Consider the following 24,066-nt stretch of genomic DNA (forward strand, 5'->3'; position numbering starts at 1 on the left):
TTTTTGCAGGAAGCACCATATCTCAACGATGGAAAAACACGAAATTTTATATCATTTTTCAAGTAAAGATTCAATTTTTAGTAATATCTTTGCACCCGATTTAATTTTTAAAGACAATGCTAACAGTTTCAAATTTATCGGTTCAGTTTGGGAAAAGAGTTTTGTTCGATGAGGTAAATGTAACCTTTACACAGGGCAATTGCTACGGAATTATCGGAGCAAACGGAGCAGGAAAATCCACTTTTTTAAAAATCCTTTCTGGAAAAATAGAGCCTACCAGTGGGCGTGTTATCCTTGAACCTGGCAAACGAATGTCCGTTTTGGAGCAAGACCACTATGCTTATGATGAATTTACGGTTTTGGAAACCGTTATTATGGGGAACAAAGTGCTTTCTGCCATAAAAAAAGAAATGGACGAGCTTTATGCCGATTATTCCGATGAAAATGCCGACCGAATTGGCGAACTACAACTACAATTCGATGAAATGAACGGCTGGAATGCCGAAAGCGATGCTGCTGCCTTGCTTTCCAACTTAGGAATTTCTGAAGATATGCACTATACTTTGATGGGCGAAATGGACGGAAAGTTAAAGGTTCGTGTACTTTTGGCTCAGGCTCTTTTCGGAAATCCTGACGTGCTTATTATGGACGAGCCTACCAACGACCTCGATTTTGAAACTATCGGTTGGCTGGAAAACTTTTTGGCAAATTACGATAACACGGTAATTGTCGTTTCGCACGACCGACACTTCTTGGATGCGGTGTGTACCCACATTTCTGACATCGATTTCGGAAAGATTAACCACTATTCCGGAAACTATACTTTCTGGTACGAAAGTAGCCAATTAGCTGCCCGTCAACGTGCACAACAAAACAAAAAGGCAGAGGAAAAAGCCAAAGAGTTGCAAGAATTTATCGCTCGTTTTAGTGCCAACGTGGCAAAATCAAAACAGGCAACTTCTCGTAAAAAGATGTTGGAAAAGTTGAATATTGAAGAAATCCGACCTTCATCACGTCGTTATCCTGCTATTATTTTTGATAAAGAACGAGAAGCAGGAGACCAAATTTTGCACGTGGAAAACCTTTCAGCTTCTATTGATGGTGAAATTTTGTTCCAAAAAGTGGATATTAACTTGGCAAAAGACGATAAAGTGGCTGTCATTTCAAAAGATTCACGAGCTACAACGGCTTTTTATCAAATTCTGAATGAAAAACAACAACCCGATAGTGGAAAATTCCAATGGGGAGTAACCACATCGCAATCGTATCTTCCTGTGGACAATTCGGAATATTTCAATAACGATTATTCGCTGGTGGATTGGCTTCGTCAGTGGGCAAAAACGGAAGAGGAACGCGAGGAAGTCTATATACGTGGATTTTTGGGCAAAATGTTGTTCAGCGGTGAGGAAGCCTTGAAAAAATCATCGGTGTTATCGGGAGGAGAAAAGGTACGTTGTATGCTTAGCCGTATGATGATGCTTCGTGCTAACGTACTGATGCTTAATGAACCAACGAACCATTTGGATTTGGAGAGTATCACGGCTTTCAACAATTCGTTGAAGAATTTTAAAGGGAATGTTTTGTTTACCACACACGACCACGAATTTGCTCAAACCGTTGCAAACCGAATTATTGAGCTTACCCCCAACGGAGTTATCGACCGTTATATGACTTTTGACGAGTATATGGATGATAAAAATATTCAAGAGCTTCGTAAAACGATGTACGAAAGAAAATAAATGCTTTCAGAAACTAAAAAAGAATTACAATAAACAACTCCGAATGCATATTTTGTGTTCGGAGTTGTTTTATTTTATTTTGAGAATATAAAATAAAATAATATCTTTGTGATGACATAAAATCAACGTTATGGCAAACAAAAAATTATTAAATTCATTTCCGTTTATTTTGTTGATATTTTACTATTTTTTCATCTATAAAAGCCAAATAGCTTGGGAATATAAAATGAGTGCGCTTGGAGCCATGATCCTTGTAAGTTTTTGGATATATTTGAAAAAAGGGAAAAATATTAAATATAGTAAAAATATATTACCTTTAGCATTAGGGGCTTCTGGTGTGGTTATGATTATATTCTATTTGATGGGATAAGGCTTTACGGATTAAATTTTATTTCTTATTTGGAAAGTAGAAAACGCCTCCACAGGAATCATCTGTAGCTCCTGTTACTGAACGGAGAATGTTAATTTCATGCCGTTTTCTTAGAACTCCCAAAAAGCCAAAAATCAAAGCTTCTTTATAGTCGATAATAGCACGTTCAGGAATCACAATTAGAACAGATTTGTTCATATAGTCACGCATGGTTTCTATCAAAAAGGTGTTTAGAGCACCTCCTCCTGTAACTAATAAACGTTGATTATCAGTGTTTTTTGAATAAGAGGTTACCTCTTGGCATATAGAATATGCGATATGATGAACCGAGGTACATAGTAGATTTTCAATACTATCATCAGAACTGTCTATTACAGGACGTATTTTAGCTTGAAACCATTCGTAACCTGTTGATTTTGGATAAGTTAATTTGTAATATTCTAGCGAATTTAATTGTTCAAAAATTACGTTATTTACGGTTCCATGACGAGCTATTTCTCCGTTTTTATCATATGGTTTGCCAATCTTTTGCGAAATATAATTCAATAACATATTTCCAATCCCAATGTCGTAAGCAATACGTAGACCATTATCTTCGAATGAAATATTTGAAATACCACCCAAATTTAAGCAAAAATCGTATTCCCCGAATAAATATCTGTCCCCAATAGGTACCAACGGGGCTCCTTGCCCACCTAGAGCCAAATCTCCGGAACGAAAATCATTGACCACAGGTAAACCAGAAATATTACTCAGATATTGTCCACAACCAATTTGACAAGAAATACCTCGCTGTGGTTGATGATGAACCGTATGTCCATGACTCGCGATAAAATCTACGATTAATTGCTCATCATCTATGAACTGTTTGACTTGTTCGCCAAGCCATTGCCCGTAGGAATGGTGTAAAGCTAATAAATCAATTGCAGATAGCTTTACAGCCTCTTTTAATTCATTTTTTTGTTTATCTTCATATACTACATGCTTGGTTTTAAGTATTTTAAAACGCCACTGTCCGTTGTACGAAAATTGACAATAAGCAATATCTAATCCATCTAACGAAGTGCCAGACATCAGTCCGATGACATTATAGATTTCCATAAATTACAGTTCTTACAAAAAAGGCTACTCCCTTAAGAAATAGCCTTTTTCAAATATTAATTTTAAATTTTATAAGTAATATGTTATTTCAATATGAACTCTGTTTCTCCAACAGCACTTAATTTGTCGTCAAAAACAACCACTCGGTACTTACCCTTATCAAAATCATTTTTAGGAGCTGATAAGAAATCACAAACATCAATATTTCTATTATCATAGATAAACTTGGTTGCAAGGCTATAATTAACGGTAGTTTGTTCATTGGACTCGGTACTGTTTTTTCCCAAAGTAACTCCGTCAGGAGAAATCACTTGAACGTAAAATGTTCTGCCACCACTTTTTGCTATTTTATTAGCTACGACTGTGAAACATATTTTGATTCTGTCAGTGGCTCTTGCACGAGCTGTCTGAACCAACTTACCACTTGAACGCACTTTAACTCCTTCAGTAGTTAATTTGCTGATTTGCAAATCTTCACCACTTTCAACAACTTCTTTGAGTTTTGTATTTTGCTGGACAAGTGAATCTAAATAAGAAGATACATTTTGCAAGGCTACAGAAATACTGTCACGTTGTTGCTTCATTAAAGCATTAGAACGACGTAGTGAATCGTTGATAGATAGCAAACGCTCCCGCTCTTTTTTCAAAGTAATTACTTGGTTTTTATACTTTACTAATGAAGATATAGAAACTTTCATTTTTTGTAAAGAATCAATATAAAGCGTAATTTTGTCACGAGCATCTACCAAATCTTGATTTACCGCTTTATTGTCCTCCACCGCTTTATCATAACTTGTTTTGAGAACACTTAATTCTTTGATAATCTGTTCTTTTTGTTGATTAAGTTCTGCTTCATTTCTCTTTTTTTCCTCATTCAAGTTATAAGAAAAATAACCTAAACCACCAGCCAAAACCACTAAAATTCCAATAATAACTTTTGAGACAATTCCACTTGATTTTTTAGGTTCTTCGCCTTCATCTCCATAAAAAGATTCTGTTTTATTTGGCATTTCTGTTGAATTTGGATCTACAAAAATAGGAGGCGTATTGTCTGTTTGATTTGCCATAATTTTTTTCTTTTTTTGTTTATACTGCAAATGTAATTATTATTTTTGATTCAATCATAATCGAAATAGGAGATATTTTTAAATTTTACAAAAAATTAAGAATTTCGTTTCAATTCACTTAATAAAATAGCGGTAGCGGTAGCTACGTTAAGACTTTCTGCTTGTTGTAAATTGCCAAATTTTGGAATTGTTAAAATTTGATGAGCAATTTCCAGATTCAATTTAGAAATTCCATTAGCTTCGTTTCCTAAAACCAAAATTCCCTCTTTTGGAAATGAGGTTTGGTATATATTTTCACCATCCATGGCAGTTGCTAAAATTGGTAATTTACTGTTTTTTAAAAAAATATGTAAATCTTCGTAGTGTATATTTACTCGTCCTAATGACCCCATGGAGGATTGTACTACTTTAGGATTGTAGCAATCAACCGTTTGGTAGCTACATACCAAATGCTGCACTCCAAACCAATCACACAGACGGATAATGGTACCTAAATTTCCAGGGTCGCGAATATCGTCAGTAGCGACGATAATACCTTCATCAACAATAGGTTGGGGGAGTGGTATTTTGAAGATAGCTACTCCTTCGTCTGGGTTTTTAAAACTACTCATCTTTTCTAAGACATCTTTGGTAGTCAGTATGGTTTTTGATTTTGGCAATAATTCTGAGAAATAATCGGTAGCAAAAATGGATTCCACTTGAAAGTTTTGCGTCAAAAACTCTAGGATGCTTTTCCGACCTTCAACAACAAACATTTGGTGTTTTGAACGATATTTTTTTTGTTGTAAACTCTGAATTAGTTTAATTTGATTTTTAGTTACCATAAAAAAAATGTATTTTTGACCCTAAAAAAGATATTTCGTGAGATTAATTACTTTAAAAATAGCATCTATTTTTTGCATAACAATTTTATTATCAGCTTGTAACGCTACAAAGAGAGTACCTGACAATGCCTATTTACTGGATAAAACTAAAGTTTTAGTCAATGATGTAAAGACTGAAGATGCAAAGATAGACAATTTTATATTACAAAAACCAAATGGGAGTTTGTTAGGGATGCCTTTGGGATTGTATATCTATAACCTAGCCAAAGAAAACCCTGAACAAGATTTTGTAGATTGGCTGGAAGAGCATCCCAGAACACATAAAACCTTGGATAGATTACTATCACAAAAGCAAGTGGGACGCTTACAAAAATCTTTTTTTGTATCGGGAATTCACAATCAATTGAAAAAAATTGGTGAAGCTCCTGTGATTTTAGATAACTCAAAAACAAAATCAACCGTAAACTATCTGAAGGCTTATTATAGAAGTATCGGTTATTTCAATGCCACTGTACGAGATAGTGTATTTTTAAAGGATACGAAACGAAAAAAACAACTCGCAGATGTTTCTTATATTATAAAAACAGGTGAGCAGTATTTTATTGATGATTTGAAAACCTCAATTAGTTCTTCTCAAGTTGATTCGGTGTATCACTTACATCGGCATGAGAGTCTGCTGAGATCACAAAAACCATATTTATTAGCAGATTTTAATGCAGAACGTAGCCGTTTAACGAATTTGTTTCGCAATAATGGTTTCTATACTTTTCAACAGAGTTCTATTAATTTTGAAATCACACGAGATACCATAGCTACTAATAACGACCAAAAAATGGATGTGGTTACCGTCATTGACGATTTGATTGAGCGTGATGGCGATGAAGTAACAGTGAAACCCTATCGAGTACATCGTTTCAATAAAATTCGTATTTTCACCGATTATGAAATGGGAAGTGATAAATCAGAATTAGATTCTATTGATTATAAGAATGTAACAGTATTTTACAAGAATAAACTACGTTACAGACCTCGTATTTTAGAGATGGCAACAGCCTTTAAAAAAGGAGCTATTTATTCGGATGAAAATAGAAGCCTTACTTACAAGCAAATCAATAACTTACGTATATTCAAATATCCGAATATTGACTTAAAATATGCTGAAAATGATTCTTTACAAACTAAATTGGACGCTAATATCTATCTCTTGCCGATGGACAAATTTTCATTGCGACTTACTAATGAATTAAAACGCTCTGAAATTGAACAATTTGGTATTTCATTAGGAACCTCAGTTTCTGCACGAAATCTGTTCAGAAGAAGTGAGGTATTAGAATTGAATTTACAAGGAACTATTGCTTCTCAATTCGATAGAGACCAAGGAGAACCATGGTTTAATATGTCGGAATTAGGAGCCGATGTTCGTCTTATCTTTCCAGAAATTGTGTTTTTGTTTAATACCACGAACATCATACCTTACTCAATGACACCACAGACGATGTTTCAGTTTGGTGTTAGTAAGCAAAAAAATATTGGATTAGACAAACAAACTCTTTCGGGAGCTCTTCGCTATACTTGGAATCCGAAAAAAAATCGCGTTATACTTGATTTGTTCAATTTGCAATATATACATAATTTGAACGTGGACAACTTTTTCAATGTCTATCGTTCCACTTACAGCCGATTGAACGAAATATCTAAAAAATATTCAGTAGATAGCTCATTATTAGATAACAATGGTGATTTAACAATTCCAGAAGGAACCAATCAATTTATGGGGTTAGCTCTTTGGGGAGGAATTCCAAACATTACGGAAACTGATTTGCGTTCTACTATCAGTGTGTTAGAAAGAGCTAATCGACTCACATATGATGACTTTATCCTATCAACAAGTTACACTTTTATACTGAATAATAATTTTCAGTTTAATCAAGAAGATTTTTACCAATTTCGAGTGAAATTAGAGTCGGCGGGTAGTTTTTTAAGTTTGTTATCAAATGCCTATAAAGTAGTTGATTCAAATAACAAGAGTACAAAATTCTTAGATGTAGAGTTTGCTCAGTACGTAAAAATGGAATTGGACTATATTAAGCATTTTCCTTTAGGAAGAGGTAACTATCTAGCTTTCAGAAGTTTCTTTGGTTTAGCAGTTCCGTATGGCAATTCAAAAAATATTCCTTTCACCCAAAGTTATTTTGCAGGAGGTTCAAGTGACAATCGTGGTTGGAGAGCATATAGCTTAGGCCCAGGACAAAGCGGTTCCTTATTGGACTTTAACGAAGCTAATATGAAATTAACCCTCAATTTAGAGTATCGATTTCCAATTTCAGGAGCTTTTAAAGGGGCTCTGTTCGCCGATGCAGGTAATATCTGGAACGTGCTTGATAACACCTCATTTGAACAAAATAAATTCAAGGATATTTCTTCTCTAAAAGATGTTGGAGTGAGTTCAGGAGTTGGACTTCGTTACGATTTCGGATTTTTTGTTTTCCGTTTGGATTTAGGGAACAAAATTTACAATCCTGCAAAAGCAATGTCACAGCGTTGGTTTACGGATGTAAGTTTCAAAAATATTATATTCAACATAGGTATCAACTATCCGTTCTAATGCTTAGTTTACTCTCAAAATTGAATCGACTCATCATTGTTCCAAAAAGGGTCTATTGTTTTTGAAATCATTGAGTTTTCAATCAGAAACGTATTGTAACTCGTGTTAAATTGATTATTTTTTGCGTTATAAATAATATAATCACAGTGAGCAGATAAGGAATAGATTTGCTCTGTTACACTGTTTACATAACAAACTATAGGTAAATAAAAGTTTAAATTATTTTCACTAACGAAAAGATGACTTAAAGCTCGTATTTGTCTTATTTTCTCAATTACTTTCATACTTGTTTGACTAAAATTGAAGAAAAAACGTACTTTATCAAGTAATTTTTTATCTAAATTGTTTAAAAAATTCAAATTATTTAATTCATAATTCTTTCCTATGCAAACCACATAGAGGTATTGTATATCTTTCTGATGATACATAATAGATTCAAAATCAGACTTTTTATAGATAAAAAGTGATTTCTTTTTCACATCAGTAGCTTTGATTAATTCGGAAATATCATAAAACAAAAACATGATTTCTTGTTTAAATATTTCATCAATTTCATAACTACCCCAGAACATAATTGGTTCGTATACAGGATTTTGCCGAATATTGCCCACAGTACGATACCCTCGCACGTACGGAGGGAAACCTGGCATAATTTCTGTCTTTGAGAGAGTGGGGGAGTAGCCTTTTAGTGAAATAGTATCAAATCTGGTGGCTACTTGCTTAGGTGTTTCTTTTCTAGATGTTCCCATAAACGTTTGGGTATTAATGGTTCAACAGAAGTTTTGGTATTGTTTCGTTTTAAAAAAGGATATGTTTCCCATAGCTCTTTTTGAGCAATATCTTTAAAATCAATATTATTTGAGATAACTAAAGCATCAAATTGCTCTTGTTCTTCTAAGGCTTTTTCGCGAATACTTTTTTGTAAGCTACCATTTTTGAACACTTCCAATAATCCTCCATTTTTTTCAATATTTTGTAATAATAATAATGATTTTTTAGCAAATTGATACGATAAAGATTGAAAACAGTCACTTTTATTTATGATAGAAGCTTTATTTCCTAAAGAATCAGAAGCCGTCATGATACTTTTAAACTCTTGCTGGTATTCCTTTTTTTTATGGTATATGATAGGATATTTCGGAAATAAAAAATCAGCTCCTCCCAAAATAGCACTTTCGTGTGCCATTTTAATGTATTGTTCATTGTAATTCGAAGTTGATAAAGAAAGTTCCCTATCAGATGGCTCTACCATAAACATACACTCTATTTTAAACGGAAATACATCAAAAATACTCATCGCTATTTGATGAAAAGCCCTCAGTTTAGCTATTTCTAACAGAAAATGACTTCCAACAGCTATTTTAAAGTAGATTGTTAATCTATTGATGTTCAGTGTTTTTTCTATATGTTTGCTGTATTCCAAAGTATGAGAAATTCCATAAGCAATCTGTTGTATTATGGAAGCTCCTGCATTTTGGTAGAGTGTTGTATCCACGAATAAAACAGGCTTTTTAATATTGAATGTTTTTGCAAAGCACTCAAAATCATCATATTGACTTCTAAACCACATGCCTTTTTCTATATAGCGATGAATGTAGTCGTTACAGACGGCTATATCCAATTTACATTCCTCAATGCACTTTTTCAGTTTATTGATGACTTCATCTGTAATATGCTTATTATTAATGAAATACCTATTCTCTTTGGGTAAAGTGTTTAGTAAATCAGCTATGTCGATATGAGGATGTATTGATAAAAAGAAATTTGAAAAATGATGTTTTTTAAAGAAATTAATTTTTTTAACTACAGGAATGACACTAAAACATTCGACTGGAATCATAATTTCAGTTTTTTTATCATTTATGTCATAATAAAGGTGATTATTTTCAGAAGTGTAGATAGGTAATATATCCACCTCTTGAAGCGTTTTAAACACTAAAGTTTTATTGTAGTCAGCTCCTTCTAACTCAAACTGAACCTGTTGCTTCCATTGTTTGAAGGAGGTCTCATGAAAGTTATTCATTTCATTTTATTTTTGCAAATATACAAAAAAGTACCATATTTTCGGACAGCTCCTTGACACTTACAGTATATCACAAGTAGGGCTATCTACATAAAAAAACTGCTTGAAAAATATTATATTCAAGCAGTTTTATACTAATTTTTAAATCTATTAATTGAAATACACCATAGCACGAACATGCTATACAGACTTTTTTATTTTTTTAATAAATCTCTGATTTCAGCAAGTAATTCCTCTTGTGTTGGACCAGCTGGTGCAGCAGGAGCTTCAGGTTCAACTGTTTTTTCTTTTTTCATTTTGTTAATACCTTTGATCAACATAAACAAAACAAAAGCAATACACAAAAAGTTAATCACAGCTGCTAAGAACTTACCATAGGCAACCCCGTTCCATACTAATCCCTCCAAGTTTTTAGCTCCAGTGGCTTCTAGTGCAGGAGTCAATAACAGAGGAGTAATAACATCAGATACCAATGAAGTTACAATAGCTCCGAAAGCACCCCCGATAATAACACCGATTGCTAAATCAACTACATTGCCCTTTACAGCAAATTCTTTAAATTCTTTTAAAAATCCCATAATCTTTTGATTTTTTGTTATTAAAATAGTATATTTTTCACGTGCAAAAGTAGTCAAATTTATATCACAAAAAAGTGATGTACTTCTTTTTAATAAAACTTTAACCCTTTGTAATTCTTATGTTATTTTAAAAAACAAAACAAACACTTGATAAGTACACTTTGAAAATAGAATTAAATAATTATCATTCAATACTTTAAAAAAAACATAAGAAATTAAATAATAAAGTATTTGCACAAAAAATGGAAATGTATTTCTTTTGCAGTAAATACATAAAAATGACATATAACACATCTCAAATAGGTTCGACTCATCTGATAATTCGATTAGATAATTTGGAGCATAATGTTCGTTTTCTAAGAAGTAAACTGAATGAAAACACTTTGTTTATGGCTGTTGTTAAAGCGTTTTCTTATGGAAATAATCACTGTGAAATTGCTTCCTTTTTACAAAAGAAAAATTTAGTTGATTACTTTGCGGTTGCTTGTGTTAGCGAAGGTGTGGAATTACGTGAAGCAGGAATAAGAAAACCTATTTTGGTGCTTCATCCTCAAATATCAGATTTTGAAGAAATTATAAAGTATGAATTAGAACCTACGCTGTACTCAAAACGAATTTTATCTCATTTTATTGAGTTTGTTGAAAATAAAGGAAAAACAGCATATCCCGTACATTTGAAATGTAATTCTGGCATGAATCGTTTGGGCTTTTTGTTGGATCAAATAACGGATGTATGTCAAATTTTGGGTAGGCAAAAGACAATTTTCGTAAAGACAGCATTTTCTCATTTATTCGCTTCGGAAGATAAAAATGCTTCTGAATTTATGGAAAAGCAAATAAGTTTATTTATTGAATTTCAAAATGTTATAAAAAAACACTTCTCTCATAAAATACTTTTCCACACTTGTAATACTTCCGGAATATTAAATTATCCACATGCTCATTTTGATATGGTTCGAAGTGGTATTGGAATGTATGGTTTTGCTAATGATAGTGAATATCAGTCCGATTTTCGTCCGATAACCATTCTAAAGAGTTTTATCTCACAAATCAATGAAATTCCTGTGGGAGGATATGTTGGTTATAATTTTGGTTTTCAAGCAGATAAAGTCACACGTTCAGCAACTATTGCCGTAGGACACGCCGATGGATTGAATCGAATCTATGGAAAAGGGATTGGTTTTGTGTACATCAAAGGCAAAAAAGCTCCTATTTTGGGGAATGTTTGTATGGATATGCTAATGGTTGATGTCACTGATATCGACTGTCAGGAAGGCGAAGAAGTTACTGTCTTTGATGAAAAATATACTGCCGAAATATTGGCAGAAAATGCACAGACGATTTCGTACGAACTGATTACCTCTCTTTCGCGACGCATTAAACGCATATATGTAGAATAACAATATTTTTGTTTTTAAACGCACATATAATCTAACAAAAAAGGCTTTGTAAAAGCAAATACATTCGTTCAATGATAGAGTTTTTATCAACGAAAAAACTCAATCATTGCTTATTTATAAAATTAACAATCACATTTTCAGCATCTTGTAGAGCTTTCTCTAATATGTCATTCTCAATAATTACATCAAATTTTGGAGCAGCTTCCAATTCAATAGCTGCCTTACCTAATCGCATTTTAATCTTTTCTTCAGTTTCTGTTTGTCTTGCTCGAAGACGTTTTTCCAGTTCTTTAATACTCGGCGGTTTCACAAAAATAGCTAAACTTTGCTCCGGAAACTGTTCTTTGATTCGCAATCCTCCAACAACATCAATATCAAAAACAACTGTTTTGCCTAACCCCCACAATCGTTCTACTTCTGATTTTAGAGTACCATAAAAATTCCCTGCATAAACCTCCTCCCATTCTAGAAAATCATTATTCTCAATGCGTTTTCTGAACTCTTCCACCGAAAGGAAGTAATATTCTTTACCATGTTGTTCTTCTCCTCGTGGAGCTCTTGAAGTAGCTGATATTGAGAAAGCTAAGTTGAGAGATTCCTTCCCCAGTAAATGACGAACAATGGTACTTTTTCCACTTCCCGAAGGTGCTGAAAATATAATTAATTTATTCATTACCAATACTATAATACGTTTAATACTTGTTCTTTGATTTTTTCCAATTCATCTTTCATCTGCACCACTATTTGTTGCATTGGAGAAAAATTAGCCTTCGATCCCAAAGTGTTGATTTCTCGACCAATTTCTTGTGCTATAAAACTCAATTTTCGTCCATTTGATTCAGAAGAGTTTAGCGTTTCTATAAAATAATCCAAGTGGTTTTTAAGACGTATTTTTTCTTCAGTAATATCGAATTTTTCTAAATAAAAAATTAATTCCTGTTCAAATCGATTTTCGTCTACATTTTGGACTTCAGCCACCGCTTTTTCTAACCGTTCACGCACTAAAATTAACCGCTCAGGATCTAACTTCTCCACTTCTTGAAGTAGCGATTGAATATTATGGATTCGCAATATAAAATCCGCTTCTAAAACTTTACCTTCCTCTATTCTGAATTTCTGTAAGTCATCTATCGCTGTATGTAATAAATTGACAATCAATTGAAAATCATCTTCCGAAATACTCTCAGAAGTCGTTTGTAAAGCATCAGGCATACGAACCGCCATTTTCAATAATTCCACAGGATCGCCATCTACGATATTTTTCATCTGTTCCATGTACGCCTTCACTGCATTTTCATTGATTTTCACTGAGGTTTGCATACTGGTATTTTCCATAGAGATGTTAAAATCAACTTTGCCTCTTTGCAGTTGCTCGGCGATTATTTTACGAAACTCCAACTCCTTCTCACGATAAGCTAATGGAATGCGAGTACTGATATCTATACTCTTGCTATTGAGTGATTTAATTTCTATGTTGATATGTTTATCAGCAAGAGAAATGGTACTTTTGCCGAAGCCTGTCATTGATTGTATCATTCAGATAATTAATTTAAGTTTAATTTTTAGTTCTTATTAGCACACACATGTGAAAACGCAGTTACAAACCGATTTGTTTTAAATATTGGGTAAAGTAAGCAAATTTTTCGTCCTATACTTCCTTCATTTAGGGGATGAAAATAATCTGTATGGGCTTTATAACGCATTTAAAAACAGCTAACAAAGGTATTATTTTATAAATAGATATAAAAATTTTCTTTCAAAATATTTTTTAAGGTATAGATATTAACATTATATTTATTTATAAATCAAACAGATAGATACATATGTTAAAAACTTTTTTGAGCAGATGATTCCTTTATATTTTTAAAATACGTACATTTGGGAAAAAATTAAAAACAACAGGAAATATGCAACGTGATAACGAAATTTTTGACCTTATTGATGATGAGGAAGCAAGACAAATCCATGGGATTGAGCTAATTGCCTCTGAAAATTTTGTCAGTGATCAAGTATTAGAAGCTGCTGGATCCATTTTGACGAATAAATATGCAGAAGGCTACCCAGGACGTAGATACTACGGTGGTTGTGAGGTGGTTGATGAAATTGAGCAAATAGCCATTGATCGTGCAAAGACTCTTTTCGGAGCTGAATATGCTAATGTTCAACCACATAGTGGTTCACAAGCTAATACTGCGGTATATGCAGCTTGCTTAAAACCAGGAGATAAAATTTTAGGATTCGACCTTTCACATGGCGGACATCTAACACACGGATCACCCGTGAACTTTTCAGGAAAATTGTACACACCTGTGTTCTATGGAGTGGAAAAAGAAACGGGGCTTCTAAACTATGACAAAATTCTTGAAATTGCAGAAAAAGAGCGTCCACGACTCATCATTGCTGGTGCATCCGCCTACTCTCGAGACATTGATTTCAAAAAATTTCGTGAAATCGCCGATAAAGTAGGTGCTATTCTCTTTGCAGATATTTCGCATCCTGCAGGATTGATTGCCAAAGGATTACTAAACGACCCGATACCACACTGCCATATTGTAACAACAACTACGCATAAGACCTTGCGTGGGCCTCGTGGGGGACTTATCCTAATGGGAAAAGATTTTGAGAATCCGTTCGGATTGAAAACTCCAAAAGGAGAGATAAGAATGATGTCATCGTTGATTGATAGTGCTGTTTTCCCTGGAAACCAAGGAGGACCACTGGAACATATAATCGCTGCTAAGGCGGTTGCTTTTGGCGAAGCATTGAGCGATGAATTTCTACATTATGCTATCCAAGTTCAGAAAAACGCGAAAAAATTAGCTTCTATTTTGATTGAAAAAGGGTATGATATTATCTCTAAGGGAACTGATAACCACATGATGCTCATCGATTTAAGAAATAAAAACATCAGTGGTAAAGAAGCGGAAGAGGCTCTTGGAAAAGCCGACATCACAGTGAATAAAAATATGGTACCTTTTGATACACGTTCTCCTTTTGTTACCAGTGGTATTCGTGTGGGAGTAGCAGCAATCACCACTCGTGGATTGAAAGAAGCCGATATGGAAACAATCGCTGGTTTCATTGATGAAGCAATTACAAATCACACTAACGATGAGGCTTTGGAAGCTATCGCCGAACGCGTTTATGATTTTATGGAAGAAAGACCATTGTTCGCGTACTAAAAAAATATTGTTTAAATTACTCTTGGAAACACCTTTCACTTTTTTCGTGAGGGTGTTTTTTAGTTTATGTAAAACATCTAACTTTATATTTAGATAATTTAATATTTTTTATACCTTTGTACTTAACTTCAAAACATTTAATACAGTAAAATAACAAAATGACAATTAAGAGAGGCATACTACTGTTATTATTAACAATAAATTCAGCGATTTTTGCTCAAGAAATAATTCCTTTTAAGTTGCGTAAACAAGAAAACTTAAGAGGAGGGCTTCGCATGATTGGGAATAATGTGGTTAATAATCAACCTTCAAATATGGCGTATCATGGAGATGAAACTAATGATAGATTACGAATGTCATATATTGATGTGGATAACGACGCTACAACTTTCAGTTCGAGTGCCGCTTCTTTGAATTTGTCCAGCACTTGTTCTAGGGTGAAATACGCGGGACTTTATTGGGGAGGAATGTATGATACGAAAGATAGCACAAAAAATAACATAAAAATCAAAATTCCTTCAAAAGAAACATACATTGATTTAGAGGCTGATACTTATATCTACGACAGTTTTACGGCTACACAAACCATCGCCTACAATCCTTATGTATGCTACAAAGACATTACTCACATTTTAACAGATGAAAATCCGATAGGGGAGTACGTAGTAGCAAACGTCAGAGCTACGGAAACTTTGCTGACAGAAAAATTTGGAGGTACTTCGGCAGGATGGCTTTTGGTAATCATCTACGAAGATCCTTCACAAACTACTAAAAATATCTCAACTTTTGATGGATACGCAAGTATAGAAACCAACAACAACATACCTATGGAGATGACCTTCACCTTTTCTGGATTTAAAACCTTACCTGCTCCGTTACCCGTAAAAGCTCGTTTTGGAATAGCTGCTTTGGAAGGCGATAAACAGATCAAGGGTGATAGACTCTCAATCTTACGACCCAATGGCTCTTACATGGGATTGTCCAATGATGTTAATCCTACAAATAATTTTTTTAATAGTTCAATAAGCTATGAAAATAGTTATATGAACGACCGTCGCCCTGCTTCAACTAATAGTTTGGGTTGGGATATTGACCTTTTTTCTATTGAAAATTCAAATAATTCAGTGATTGGTAACAACCAAACTTCCGCAAATTTCAAGGCTTCGACCACAGGAGATAAATTTGACGTATTTTTCAGTGCTTTCGAGGTAGAAGTTATCGAACCGAAGATGAATTTGCTTAAAACCGTGGAAGACGTTTCCCAAAATGTGCTAAACAAACAAATAATTCCCTTAGGAACAACCGTTTACTATGGATTGGAGTTTCAAAATGTAGGAAATGACGATGCTATTGACTATTCTATTACGGATATATTGCCCAAAAATGTAACCTTTGATACGACCATTCCTGTAGAGATTCCTGTGGGAGTCACTTATTCTTTAACCACAACAACTAACGGAGAAACTCAACTCATATTCACCGTTCCTAACGCTTTAGTTACCGAAGGAAGTGCTAAACAGAAGATACGTTTTGCTGTGAAATTGAGCAATGATTGTAATGATTTTTCTACGATTTGTTCAGAAACTGTCGTTAATAAAGCCTATTCCATTTATAAAGGAATGAAAAATAGCGAAATCATTAACGATTTAGGAAGTTATTCAGAAATAAATCCATGCAATATCGGTGTGCCTGAAGAAACTATTTTTTATGTTGACATAAGCGGATGTACTCCTATGCAACAAACAGAATTATTCTGTGGTGAAAATAAAACACTAACTGCTGAGAGTGGTTACGATTCATATGTATGGACAAATGGTAGTGGACAAGTGGTTAGCAATTCACAAAAACTAATCATTGCACAAGGCGGACAATACACCGTCGCTAAAACTAAAAAGGGATGTCTCCCTCGTAAGGAAATATATGATATGAATACTACTATTCGACAGGAATACAACCCTATTGTTCCATATACCACTACTAACTTTAAGTGCGAAGCCTCTAAGATATCTTTTCCGCAAGTATTTATTTGTGGGGCGACGGCATCCATTACTTTTGATTTAAACACCGTTTCGAATGTAACAAGTATCGAATGGCAAAAACACACAGGAGAAACTTTAAAAATCACTGAAAATTGTCCACCAACAGACTCAAATTGGCAACAAATACATATTGGAAAAAGCATAGCCATTGAGGAAGAGGGTATTTATAAAGTACTTCTAACTTTCACAAACGGATGTACCGCTCCCTACTTTTTTAGAGTGCATACCTCTCCCATAAATCCTACAGTTAGTACTGAAAATATTTCCTGTAATCCAGGAAAAATCAATGTATTAGGAATTTCAGGTAATTACGAATTTGCTGTAGCCTTATCGGGAACTAATCCTACAAATTATCAAGAAAATCCATCATTCGAGATTACCAAAAACGGAAATTATACTGTATATATCCGTAAAAAAGAACGATTAGCATCCGACTGTACAATCGAAATTCCAAATGTAATAATAAAGGATGTAAACCTCAATTTGGAATCGGAAAAGGTTACAAATGAAACCTGCTTTGAGCAGAATGATGCATCGTTCTCATTCCAAATTAAAGGAGGAACAGCCTCTTACACGATAATTTTAACTAATCAAAACACAGGAAACACTGAAAATAGGTCTGTCATGACCGAAGGTGTCATAACATTTGATCATTTAGCCCCTGCAAACTATTTGTTGAGCGTCACAGATGCTCTTTCGTGTGTCGTAACCCGTAGTTTTACAGTAACAGCTGCTGCAAATTTAGACTTTATTGTCTCACAAGAACAAGCCTGTGAAGATAATGAAAGTATTTCTTATTTAATATTAGATTTCGTTTCGACAAATTTAGACGTAAATAAACTCAGTTACAGCCTTGGGGAAAGCATTGCCACACAAACGTTTGATAAGCTTTCAAAAAACAGAGCATATATCCACCAAAAAAATCTATCGAATGAAACAAATCAACAAATTACGATACATTACGATGGATGTTCGATAGTTAAAAATATTGATTTTGAAAAAGTTACGAGTTTAAATATTACACAAGTACAACCTACAAAATTACTTTCGGCAATTGAGTTTAATGTGAATGGAGGTAGTGGTAATCATACCATATATTACAACGGAGTTCCTTCCGATGAATATATTTACTATTTCAAATCCACAGATATTGGATATACGGATGCTAACGGGAATAGTATAAAAAAAGTAAGTGTACGAATAGAGGACGATTTGGGATGTTATTTCGAATCGCAATTTGAGGCTTTATTCGTAGACATAGAACTTCCGAACTATTTTACCCCCGACGGAGATGGAGTGAACGACACTTGGGGAGTTCGCAATGCAAGTGGATATCCTAAACTTAGGTTAGACATAATTGATCGACACGGACGAACATTGAAAATTCTGCGTAGAAATGAAACTTGGGATGGTACTTACAAAGGAAAAAAAATGCCTTCAGGAGATTATTGGTATATCCTGAGACTCAATTGGTTTGGAACAGAGCTATATCGAGGTAATTTAACACTTTATCGCTAATTGTAAGAATTCAACTTTAGAAAGTAAAATCCATGGAAGTACTATAACTACGGTTGTATTTACAACAAATTACATATAATCTGACGTATTTTTTGTCATTGCCCAAAGAGTAAATTCTCAAAAAAAAATCAAGCAGATTCTGAATATTTTTAAATATTTTTTGTAACTTTGTAGGAGGTTATTTTTATTCTTCTGTCAGAAAGAAGAAAAATAAAATAATTCGTTTACAAAAAATAATATTAAAAAATTAAAAATATGACCAAGCTTACCCAAAAAGATCAACAGCTATTAACTCAAAAGGGAATTACGGAGGAGATGCTTCACAAACAGATAGCACTTTTTAAAGAGGGTGTCCCTCCAATTGAATTAGAATCTGCAGCCACTATCGGTAATGGAATTATCTCTTTTTCGAAGGAAGAAACCGCTAAATATGCCGCTATTTACCAAAAAAAGAAAAAAGGTATTTCAATTTTAAAATTTGTTCCCGCATCAGGAGCTGCTACACGAATGTTTAAATCACTTTTTGCATTTAAAGATAATTTTGATCCTGAAAAAGAATCTTTTAAAGCCTACATCAAAAGAAAAGGTGATAAAGAAATGGAAGTTTTCTTCAATGGATTGGAAAAATTTGCATTTTATCCCATTCTGATGGATTATATTGCAAAAAATATCCCAGAATTTCATTCCCAAAACGAAGATAATCAAAAACATATTTTAGTTTCAACCTTACTTGGAGAAAACGGATTGAACTATGGTAATCTTCCAAAAGGATTACTTCCTTTTCATAAACATTCTGAAAAAATAGCTACCGCCTTTGAGGAGCATTTTCGGGAATCTGTGATGTATGCTTCAGGTGAGGAATTAGCTCATCTTCACTTTACAATTACCGAACAGCATACCGATGCTTTCAATAAAGAACTGAGCGACATCAAACCCAATTTAGAAGAACGCTATAATATCAAATTTGATGTCAATTTTTCTTACCAAAAACCAAGTACAGACACGGTTTCTGTAACGGAAAGCAATGAATATTTCAGAGATGAAAATGGAAACCTATTATTCCGTCCATCAGGGCATGGAGCATTACTAGACAACCTCAATGAGGTAGATGCTGATGTTATTTTCATTAAAAATATTGACAATGTGGTAGTTAAAAAATACACAGACGAAACGGTTTTCTACAAAGAGGCTTTGGCAGGAAAACTTCGGGAAGTGCAGTCCGATGTCTTTCATATTCTAAAACGTATTGAAAATAACAAAGTTAAGAAGAAAGAAGTAACTAAAATTCTAAATTTCTTAAAGGAAATAAATATCTATGTGCCTGATTATCTGTATAAATTTAAGCGTCATTACGCTTTAGAATTTATAGAAGAGCAACTCAACCGACCGATTCGTGTATGTGGAATGGTAAAAAACGAAGGTGAGCCAGGAGGTGGCCCTTTCTGGGTTAGAAATTCGGATGGAAATTTAAGTTTACAAATTATTGAATCAGCTCAAGTTGACTTGAATAATCCGCAACAGAAAGAAATTTTCCAACAAGCTACGCATTTTAATCCAGTAGATTTGGTTTGTGGCACAAAAAACTTTAAAGGAGAAAAGTTCGACTTACATCAGTTCGTGGACCCCAAACAAGCTTTTATTACAAACAAAACCTATATGGGGAAACCACTAAAAGCACTTGAACGCCCTGGATTATGGAATGGTTCGATGGCAAATTGGATTACTATTTTTGTTGAAGTACCACTTATCACATTTAACCCTGTGAAAACAGTCAACGATTTACTTAAGAAAACGCATCAGGCATAAAAAACGAACATTCTTAATAGAAAAGAGAGATTTTTGGATATTTATTATTAACCCAAAAGTCTCTTTTTCCTATCTTAACAATAAATCTCCCTCTTTGATCCATCCTTTTTTACGAAACCAAAAACTTAATGACCAGCATATTAAAGCAGGAAATAGGAAATGCAGTAACACTACAGCTAAAATTACTTGCCAACCACTTCCCATTGCATCAAAAGTGCCAATTTGTCCTACCAACCCACTTGTACCCATCCCTGCACCTGAGGGTACGTTTTGCATACCAAAAACAAGTATAGCAACAGGGCCTAAAATAGCACTTGTTATGATGGGAGGAAGCCATATTTTCCAATTTCGAATAATATTAGGCATCTGTAACATACTCGTTCCCAATCCTATACTCAATAATCCACCCATTCGATTTTCTTTATAGCCCATCACGGCGAATCCTACCATTTGAGCACAACATCCTACAGTAGCAGCCCCTGCAGCTAAGCCACTGAGAGATAAAGAAATAGCTACCGCTGCACTCGAAATCGGTAAGGTTAAAATTACTCCCATAACCACCGAAATTATAACTCCCATTATTACAGGATGTAAAGCTACTGACCATGTGATGAACTCTGCTATTTTATTCATTACCAACTGTATGGGTTCTCCAATAAGTTGTGATATTCCCAACCCTATACATATCGTAGTGAGGGGCGTAACTATAATATCAATTTTAGTTGTTTTATCAACTAATTTTCCGAATTCTACTGCAAAAAGTACAGCTACAAAACATCCCATAGGGCCACCTAACGAAGCAGCTGACAATCCGACCACAGCAGTAGCTCCAACAACTAAAATTGAAGCCGATAACCTATGAGCTACGCAAACACCAATAGCAGCTCCCATTGCTGATTGTGCTTGATTTCCTGCACCGACTAACCAATCAAAACCTGTCCAAGTTCCTATATTTTTGAGAATTAAACCAATAATTAACGATCCAAAAAGCCCTAATGCCATAGCATTAAGAGCATCAATACCATAGCGCTTCAAGCTGATTTCTATATTTTTTTCTTTTAAAAATTTTGCTATCATATTGTACATCGGCTCTTTATTCTATTTAAACTCAAATATGAAATAACTTGACGATTTTAGTTTTCACATTTCTATCTGAAAAACAGTAAAATAACGTTTAAATTTAAAAATTTCAGCAATTTTGAAAATACATTGTTGAATTAATAGTTAAGTAAATATTCAAAAACATCTCTTATATCTACCTTATAATCAAACCATTGTATATTTGTATTTTTCCGAAACCATGTGTATTGTCGTTTAGCAAATCGACGGGTATTTTTTTTAATCTCTTCAACTGCAAAATCAAAAGAGCATTTACAATCAAAAAAATCGAACAACTCACGATAGCCTACAGTTTGCAAAGCGTTTAGATGCTTGTACGGATATAAATCCTGAGCTTCACATAGCAGTCCTTGTTCAAGCATTAATTCCACGCGTTGGTTAATACGATCATAAACAATATCTCTGTCGGCAGTCAACCCTATTTCGATGACTGAAAAATTACGTTTTATTTCCGTTTGTTTCAAAAATGAAGAGTATGGTTTTCCACTTGCCAAGCAAACTTCTAGAGAACGTATCATTCGTTGTGGATTCTGAATATCCATTTTCTGATATTGCTGAAAGTCTAATTTTTTAAGGAGTTCTTGCAAGTAGCCAATTCCTTGCTGTGCATAATTCTGATTGAGTTCCTCACGAATGGCCGATGAAACTTCCGGAAAATCGTCTAGCCCTTGTGTAACAGCATTGACATACAAGCCACTACCACCAACCATGATCACAATATTTTGCTTTTCAAATAATTGATTGAGTAGTTCAATAGCATCACGCTCAAAATCACCTACAGAATAAGGCTCGTGGATACTCTTATGTTGGATGAAATGGTGCGGAGCTTGTTCCAACTCAAATGAATTAGGAACGGCCGTCCCGATAGACATCTCTTTGAAGAATTGTCGAGAATCACACGAAATGATTTCAGTGTTAAAATGTTTAGCCAAGGCAATTGCTAAACGTGTTTTTCCAATGGCTGTAGGCCCTACAACTGTGATAAGTTTCTTTTCTTTAAACATCGGCATTTTTCAACGAAGTTCCACATTGGCAACAGAATTTCGCCTGTCTCTGATGATTTGTGTGTCCACAAGATTGGCATTTTTTTTGAACTTGATCGGTTTTCTGTTCAGAAATAGTAGCTCTGAATTTAGTCCTAGTACGTGAAAACTCAGCCGTTACAATCCCTGTTGGAACAGCAATGACACCATACCCCAAAATCATTACAAACGAAGCTATCATTTGTCCCAGAATTGTGGTAGGAGCAATGTCGCCATACCCTACCGTAGTTAAAGTTACAATACACCAATAAATACTTTTAGGGATACTTGTAAAACCACTTTCCTCACTTTCAATAACATACATTACTGAACCCAATAACACACAAATTACTAATACGAAATAAATAAACACAATAATCTTATTCCTACTAGTACGCAAAGCCATTTTTAACTCATTTCCCTGATTGGTAAAGCTGACCAGATCCAAAATACGGAACACCCGTAACAAACGTAATGCTCTTACCACCGAAAGTGCTTTTGAGCCTGGAATAAAAAACGACAAGTACATTGGAAGAATAGAAATCAAATCAATGATCCCATAAAAACTAAAAATATATTGCAAAGGCTTTTTATTGGAAATGATTCGTAAAATATACTCCAAAGTAAAAAAAACGGTGATTACCCATTCCAAAAATACTAAAACTCCATGTGCTTGATGGTCAATATCTTTCACACTTTCCAACATCACCATGATCACACTCAAAAAAATGAGAATGAGCAGTACTATATCAAAAAGCTTCCCCAAAGGGGTATTTGTTCCGTAGATAATTACGTAAGCTTTTTGCTTTAAAATGTCGTATTTAGATTTAAAAACACCTCGCATCTTTTGTTTTAATATGTTATTTGTAAGTTAATTCCGTTAATTATCAGCAGCACTTCGCTTTTTCAACCATTCTCGGAATGAATAGAAATTTTGTGGAGCCACACCATGTCCCACAGGAAATTCTTCATACACAAAATCAGCTTTGATTTTCTTTAAAAATTCAGGGATTTTTCTCGCCCAATCAATTGGAATTACCTGATCACTAGTTCCATGCGATACGTAGAAATTTATTGGAAAATGCTTTTGTTTTTTATAACTTTCTTTGAGAATATCCATGTTCAAATACCCGCTCAATGCAATAACATTGCGTATTTTTCGGGGATAAGAAATTGCAATAGCCATACTCAAAATACTCCCTTGGCTAAATCCGATTAAAGTTACATTTTTCGCATCCAATTTATGTAATTTACATGCCTCTTCAATGAAATGCATTATTAAATCACGTGATTTTATCGCTTCTTCGTTATCAGCATGTGGGGTATTTTCAATATCAAAATAAAGCGAAAACCAAGCATAGCCAAACGTAGATAGCTCATAAGGTGCTCGAATAGAAATGATTGCATATTCTTCAGGCAATTCATCTGCAAAAGAGAATAGATCTTTTTCATTGCTTCCGTATCCGTGTAGCATAAAAATCACAGGCGAACGTCTTGCTTTTTTCAAAGGCTCTCGCATCACATATTCCAACGGAAGTTGGTTTTCCATCTTCATCATATTATCCTTTTATTTTTATTATTTTAAGTTAGTATTTATCTTTTCGGTTGTCCACTGAGGAAAAAACTAAACACAAAGGTAAGGAAAAAATATATAGTAAAAAATATTTTTGAAT

Annotated in this window: 19 protein-coding genes; 7 read left to right on the plus strand and 12 right to left on the minus strand. The window is 34.1% G+C overall.

The features are described 5' to 3' along the window. Positions 1-116 precede the first annotated feature (116 nt). The gene (locus CCAND38_RS10190) at positions 117-1,739 is read left to right on the plus strand and encodes an ABC-F family ATP-binding cassette domain-containing protein (RefSeq protein WP_013997117.1); all 1,623 of its coding nucleotides are present in this window, start codon (positions 117-119) and stop codon (positions 1,737-1,739) included. A gap of 130 nt (positions 1,740-1,869) precedes the next feature. Then, the gene (locus tag CCAND38_RS10195) at positions 1,870-2,109 is read left to right on the plus strand and encodes a hypothetical protein (RefSeq protein ID WP_042345219.1); all 240 of its coding nucleotides are present in this window, start codon (positions 1,870-1,872) and stop codon (positions 2,107-2,109) included. An 18-nt stretch (positions 2,110-2,127) separates the two neighbouring features. Here the strand turns inward: CCAND38_RS10195 and CCAND38_RS10200 are convergent, their stop codons facing one another. From CCAND38_RS10200 to CCAND38_RS10210, 3 genes are all read right to left on the minus strand, one after another. After that, positions 2,128-3,210 (minus strand): anhydro-N-acetylmuramic acid kinase, encoded by a 1,083-nt coding sequence (locus CCAND38_RS10200; RefSeq protein WP_042345221.1) that lies wholly within the window; start codon positions 3,208-3,210, stop codon positions 2,128-2,130. Between the two features lie 83 nt (positions 3,211-3,293). Further along, complete coding sequence (locus tag CCAND38_RS10205) at positions 3,294-4,277, minus strand: DUF8428 domain-containing protein (protein WP_042006618.1); 984 nt, start codon at positions 4,275-4,277, stop codon at positions 3,294-3,296. A gap of 95 nt (positions 4,278-4,372) precedes the next feature. Beyond that, positions 4,373-5,101 carry a TrmH family RNA methyltransferase gene (locus tag CCAND38_RS10210; protein WP_042345223.1) on the minus strand — a complete coding sequence of 243 codons (729 nt, stop codon included), beginning with the start codon at positions 5,099-5,101 and terminating at the stop codon, positions 4,373-4,375. A 37-nt stretch (positions 5,102-5,138) separates the two neighbouring features. Here CCAND38_RS10210 and tamL point away from each other — a divergent pair, with 37 nt between their 5' ends. After that, a complete protein-coding gene (gene tamL / locus CCAND38_RS10215) occupies positions 5,139-7,706 on the plus strand; it encodes a translocation and assembly module lipoprotein TamL (RefSeq protein WP_042345225.1) in 2,568 nt (855 codons plus the stop codon). Positions 7,707-7,720: 14 nt separating this feature from the next. On the opposite strand, the gene CCAND38_RS10220 is transcribed toward tamL, so the two are convergent. The 3 genes from CCAND38_RS10220 to mscL form a co-directional block, all read right to left on the minus strand. Beyond that, positions 7,721-8,455: a hypothetical protein gene (locus CCAND38_RS10220; protein ID WP_042345228.1), complete on the minus strand. Its 735-nt coding sequence runs from the start codon at positions 8,453-8,455 to the stop codon at positions 7,721-7,723. Then, entirely contained in the window at positions 8,419-9,729 is a 1,311-nt protein-coding gene (locus CCAND38_RS10225; RefSeq protein WP_042345230.1) for a methylmalonyl-CoA mutase family protein, read from the minus strand. Before CCAND38_RS10225 ends, CCAND38_RS10220 begins: the two co-directional genes overlap by 37 nt. A gap of 194 nt (positions 9,730-9,923) precedes the next feature. Then, a complete protein-coding gene (gene mscL / locus CCAND38_RS10230; protein ID WP_042345339.1) occupies positions 9,924-10,307 on the minus strand; it encodes a large conductance mechanosensitive channel protein MscL in 384 nt (127 codons plus the stop codon). A 278-nt stretch (positions 10,308-10,585) separates the two neighbouring features. On the opposite strand from mscL, the gene alr reads away from it, so the two are divergent. Then, positions 10,586-11,707, plus strand: coding sequence for an alanine racemase (gene alr / locus CCAND38_RS10235; RefSeq protein WP_042345232.1), 1,122 nt, complete (start codon positions 10,586-10,588; stop codon positions 11,705-11,707). A gap of 103 nt (positions 11,708-11,810) precedes the next feature. Here alr and gmk read toward each other — a convergent pair whose 3' ends face one another. Beyond that, positions 11,811-12,380 (minus strand): guanylate kinase, encoded by a 570-nt coding sequence (gene gmk / locus CCAND38_RS10240; RefSeq protein ID WP_042345234.1) that lies wholly within the window; start codon positions 12,378-12,380, stop codon positions 11,811-11,813. A gap of 8 nt (positions 12,381-12,388) precedes the next feature. Continuing rightward, positions 12,389-13,243 (minus strand): YicC/YloC family endoribonuclease, encoded by an 855-nt coding sequence (locus CCAND38_RS10245; protein WP_042006605.1) that lies wholly within the window; start codon positions 13,241-13,243, stop codon positions 12,389-12,391. A gap of 371 nt (positions 13,244-13,614) precedes the next feature. On the opposite strand from CCAND38_RS10245, the gene glyA reads away from it, so the two are divergent. The 3 genes from glyA (at position 13,615) to CCAND38_RS10260 (ending at position 20,252) form a co-directional block, all read left to right on the plus strand. Continuing rightward, positions 13,615-14,889: a serine hydroxymethyltransferase gene (gene glyA / locus CCAND38_RS10250; RefSeq protein WP_042345236.1), complete on the plus strand. Its 1,275-nt coding sequence runs from the start codon at positions 13,615-13,617 to the stop codon at positions 14,887-14,889. 158 nt (positions 14,890-15,047) lie between these two features. Continuing rightward, positions 15,048-18,446 (plus strand): T9SS type B sorting domain-containing protein, encoded by a 3,399-nt coding sequence (locus CCAND38_RS10255; protein ID WP_156129801.1) that lies wholly within the window; start codon positions 15,048-15,050, stop codon positions 18,444-18,446. 255 nt (positions 18,447-18,701) lie between these two features. Beyond that, positions 18,702-20,252: a DUF4301 family protein gene (locus CCAND38_RS10260; RefSeq protein ID WP_042006601.1), complete on the plus strand. Its 1,551-nt coding sequence runs from the start codon at positions 18,702-18,704 to the stop codon at positions 20,250-20,252. A gap of 69 nt (positions 20,253-20,321) precedes the next feature. On the opposite strand, the gene CCAND38_RS10265 is transcribed toward CCAND38_RS10260, so the two are convergent. From CCAND38_RS10265 to CCAND38_RS10280, 4 genes are all read right to left on the minus strand, one after another. Next, complete coding sequence (locus CCAND38_RS10265; protein WP_231550030.1) at positions 20,322-21,329, minus strand: PTS sugar transporter subunit IIC; 1,008 nt, start codon at positions 21,327-21,329, stop codon at positions 20,322-20,324. 140 nt (positions 21,330-21,469) lie between these two features. After that, positions 21,470-22,375 (minus strand): tRNA (adenosine(37)-N6)-dimethylallyltransferase MiaA, encoded by a 906-nt coding sequence (gene miaA, locus CCAND38_RS10270; RefSeq protein ID WP_042345240.1) that lies wholly within the window; start codon positions 22,373-22,375, stop codon positions 21,470-21,472. Beyond that, the gene (locus CCAND38_RS10275; RefSeq protein ID WP_042006594.1) at positions 22,368-23,237 is read right to left on the minus strand and encodes an ion transporter; all 870 of its coding nucleotides are present in this window, start codon (positions 23,235-23,237) and stop codon (positions 22,368-22,370) included. Before CCAND38_RS10275 ends, miaA begins: the two co-directional genes overlap by 8 nt. Before the next feature lie 36 nt (positions 23,238-23,273). Continuing rightward, complete coding sequence (locus tag CCAND38_RS10280) at positions 23,274-23,948, minus strand: alpha/beta hydrolase (RefSeq protein ID WP_042006644.1); 675 nt, start codon at positions 23,946-23,948, stop codon at positions 23,274-23,276. Positions 23,949-24,066: the final 118 nt, after the last annotated feature.

The organism is Capnocytophaga canis, from assembly GCF_000827555.1.
GTDB classification, from domain to species: domain Bacteria; phylum Bacteroidota; class Bacteroidia; order Flavobacteriales; family Flavobacteriaceae; genus Capnocytophaga; species Capnocytophaga canis.